The organism is Priestia sp. P5_B4 (assembly GCF_056400385.1).
This window is the reverse complement of sequence record NZ_JBFULJ010000319.1, coordinates 1-3,999: the sequence shown is the minus strand read 5'-3', so window position 1 is coordinate 3,999 and position 3,999 is coordinate 1. Positions and strand designations below refer to the sequence as shown.

The following is a 3,999-nucleotide window of genomic DNA, read 5'->3' as shown; positions in this document are numbered from 1 at the left end:
GGTACTTGTTTTACTGCCGTAAACAAAGCCGTATTCCGTTCGGTGATTGTAAACTCATGCACATCAGCTGTAAATCCTTTTTTAGCAAATAACTTTTTAATGACCTTGTAATGCTGGTTGATAATTTGAAAATAAGCACCAGGTTCAGGATCGCCTGCTGGAAGGTTTGGAGTTGCGGTTTGAGTTCCTGAAATTGTTCCTTGCCACATCGTAAGAACAGGGTTCCCGCAGTACATTTGTACTCGAAAGTCTGTGTTTTGGATATATCTACTAGCAAGTGGTCTAAACCACACTGGATTACCTGTCTGATCCATAATTAGTGCCCCAGTTTGGCCAATCATCGCTGCTTCATATACCGTATAGGGCGCAACAAATAATAGTCCGGGAGCGGTTCCGGGCTTATTAACATTAATGGTAACCTTCATGGGATGTAAGTTAGGAGCCGAAACAAAATTCCATACTTGCGGGTTTGAATGATTGGTGGATGATTGTGAATTAAAATTATCCATTCCCACTCTCATCTCCTCTAAATTTTATTATTAGCACTGTCGAGCTATTAATATGTCATTTAAGTCAGAATATGTACATATGTTTTAGGTTTACTTGTGTCTTTTTTTTATTTTAAATGCTTGTATATAAGGGCAGATGAAATAAATGTAAAAAACGAGCCCTTAGCAGATAAGAGCTCGTTTTTCTCGTTCATATACCATTATATATTATCAATGCAGCAATATTTTAATCGTGTTTAAAGTTGAAAACCATGCAAAAGAAAAGCAGATTTTTGTATATATGTTATTCGTCAAGATTTAAAAAGATGACCAAGCGTTGTCTTTATGTAAGCTGAAATTTTCATCTTTTTCTTGAAAAAATTCTATAAAAGGTAAAAACTAAAGCCTATCGCAATGTAGGTACCAACAAGTAAAACACCTTCGAACCAGTTGGAATCACCGTCATGAGAGCGGCAAGGATCATCGCAATCATTTCCGCTGTATTAAATACAAGAGGCAAGAAATCATACAAGTATGAAAACAGAACGAGTATAGGAGCAACAAACATGGCCGTTTGGACGGTTGAACCAATGGAAATCTCCACCATTACGTCCATTCTGTTATTATAGGCCATTGCAATTGCTGACACGTACTCTGCAGCACTTCCGACTATGGCCACAACAATAATTCCAATAAAAACGTGACTCCAGCCTAAGGCAGCACCTACTGGCTCAATGGTGCCAACAAGTTTTTCACTAATATAAGCTAGTACAATTGTGGCCAGTCCAAGCACAACGATTGCTTTCTTTTTTCCCCATTCTGGTTCCTCTCCATTTTCTTCTGCGTTTCCAGTAAAAATCCCCTTATGCGTGACAAGTTTAAAAAGAAGAGCAAGCAGGTAAATGGTCAGCATCACAATAGCAAAAGAAGTTGATAGAACCTGCATATCTTTATCATCCAAGCGTTTTGCAAAGATAAATGGCAATACAAAAGTTACGATAATAGCAAACATTAAGAGAGAGGTATTATGTCGTGTTTTAAACACACTAAATTTTTGCTTTTTAAATCGAATTCCTCCAACAATCATTGATATTCCGCTCGCAAAAAGTAGTTTAACGAGAACCGCTCCAGTAATAGAGGAAATGACGATTGTATTTAGTCCYTTACTTAATGCAAAAAACGAAATAATAATTTCTGCAGCGTTGCCAAACGTAGCATTAAGTAATCCCCCTGCTGTTGGACCTACTACAACGCTAAGGCTTTCAGTAGAACGTCTGATGTAATTAGCCAAACTAATTAATGTCACACAATAAATAAAGAACATTAAAATATAATTCCAATTAAAAATGCTGCCAATAATTGAAAGAGGTACACCAATAATCATAAAAATGAAAAAGACTTTATTCATATTTTCCTCCATGGTCATTTATAGATCCTATAGCAAGAAGAGAAGCTCTATATTATCTTAGCGTTTTTATTAATATAACTCTTAAGACTTTTGTTATTCACATGGAGAGTGCAACTAGCAATCAACTCGACGCATAGAAAGAGAACATACTTAATAATAGCTGGTGTAAAGTTAAAAAAGAAAAGAATCGTACAAGATAAGGCGCTATGAACTCCTCAAGATAAGCTTCAAAGTATATTAAATAGTCTGCTCTGAATAACCAATATGTATCTTTTACATGCTAAAAAGATATGGATTTTTCAAACGCCCATAATTAACGTTTACGTTAACGTTAATTATGGGTAATGTAGTTTATAGATTTAAAAATAATTAGAATGAAGCACCATTTAAATATGATTCAAACTGGTCATTATCATTAAAGGAGAGAGCTATTATGTATACACTTGGAGAACTATTAGAGCAAAGGGCTACACAATCTGCTGAAAAGGAGGCTTTAATTTGGAGTACATCTTACCATACATTTAAAGAATATAATGAACGTGTCAATCAACTCGCTCATTACCTGTTAAGCCATAACATTAAAAAAGGGGATCGAATTGCAATTCTCTGTCAAAACAATCATCCGTTTCCTACGATTCTGCTAGCCGCATTAAGAATCGGAGCCGTAGCGGTTCCTATTAGCTGGCAGCTTACGAAGTATGAAATTATCGATATTTTAGATAGTGCGCAACCTAAAATTATTTTCTACGACCAAAAATTTCATAAGGTTATTCCTTTTGATTCTGAAATATTAAATGACGTGATTACTTTACAAGTAGGAAGAAAAAATAGTGTGCAGACAGTTGAAGAATATAATGAAATTTTTTCTGCGTATTCTATACTAAATCCCAATATACAGGTCTCTCAAGATGACATAGCTATGCTTCTTTTTACTTCCGGAACAACTGGCAACGCAAAAGGCTGTATGATTGAGCATGGTCATGTGTATTCTTATATACAACCATCTAGTCAACGAATCGATTATGAAAAGGATGGTCGTTTTCTTGCCTCGCATCCTTTTTATCATATGAGTTCTATTAATAATATTTTGAAATCTGTTTCCAACGGGATGGGATTATTTTTGTTGTCAGATCCTACACCGGAAATCATTTGGGAAACGATTGAAACTCATAAGATCACTATGATGTTAGCGTTTCCCTCTATGTACATGCAAATGCTCGAAGCGGTGAAAAATGAAGGGGCAAAGAAATCTTCACTAAAGGTTGCTATTGCTGGAGGTGCAAAAGTTCCTGCTTATCTTATTAAGGAATATGAAAAATTAGACATCACTATGATACAAGGTTATGGAAGTACAGAAGCATGGACAGTCAGTGTATGGACACCAAATATGGGAAATGAAAAAATTGAATCAGCAGGTAAGCCTCTTTCTGGTGTAGAAGTAAAAATTATTGATCCCGAGTCAGGACAAGAAGTGAAAACAGGAGAAGTTGGAGAAATTATCATAAAAAGCCCCTATTGTTTTAAAGGCTATTGGCATAATCAAGAGGCGACTGACAAAGTCCTTAGAGATGGCTGGTTCTATATGGGGGACGCTGGAAAGGTAGATCAAGACGGCTTTTTATATATTATGGGACGCTTTAAAGATGTTATCGTATATGGCGGTGATAATATCTATCCTGATCAGGTAGAAGAAATAATTGAGCAAATAGATACGGTTATAGAAGCTGCTGTAGTAGGAGTAGAAGACCCAGTTTATGGAGAAAAACCTAGAGCGTATGTGGTAAAAGATCCTCATTCTTCTTTAACAAAAGAAGATATCTTAAAATATTGTAGAGATCGTCTAGCAAGCTACAAAATTCCCGAAGTTTATTTTATTGATCAACTTCCTAAAAATCAGCTCGGTAAAGTATTAAAAAGAGAACTGAAATGAAGATAGTTAAAGCGTGGACTGAATGCAGTCCACGCTTTTAAGATGGGGGAGATCCTACATAACAAAAGCTTCATTATTTTAACGCAAAAATGTTAAGTGGAAAGCTTCTTGATATCAGTGTAACAAATACGAAGGGTGTTCTCATATTCAGATTCATAGCCTGTAAATAACAC

Annotated in this window: 1 protein-coding gene and 2 pseudogenes; 1 reads left to right on the top strand and 2 read right to left on the bottom strand. The window is 35.7% G+C overall.

Annotation, left to right across the window (positions count from 1 at the left end; genetic code table 11):
- Together AC1DRF_RS18380 and cax are read right to left on the bottom strand one after the other, a co-directional pair.
- Positions 1 to 509: pseudogene (locus AC1DRF_RS18380) on the bottom strand (arylsulfotransferase family protein); the annotation flags it as partial.
- Between the two features lie 362 nt (positions 510 to 871).
- A pseudogene (gene cax / locus AC1DRF_RS18375) lies at positions 872 to 1,896 on the bottom strand (calcium/proton exchanger).
- 433 nt (positions 1,897 to 2,329) lie between these two features.
- Between cax and AC1DRF_RS18370 the strand changes: the two are divergent.
- Positions 2,330 to 3,826: a class I adenylate-forming enzyme family protein gene (locus AC1DRF_RS18370; RefSeq protein ID WP_477741345.1), complete on the top strand. Its 1,497-nt coding sequence runs from the start codon at positions 2,330 to 2,332 to the stop codon at positions 3,824 to 3,826.
- The last annotated feature ends 173 nt before the right edge of the window (positions 3,827 to 3,999 follow it).

Coding starts and splice junctions, on each gene's coding strand:
- AC1DRF_RS18370 (WP_477741345.1), top strand. CDS start 2,330: ATGTATACACTTGGAGAACTATTAGAGCAAAGGGCTACACAATCTGCT.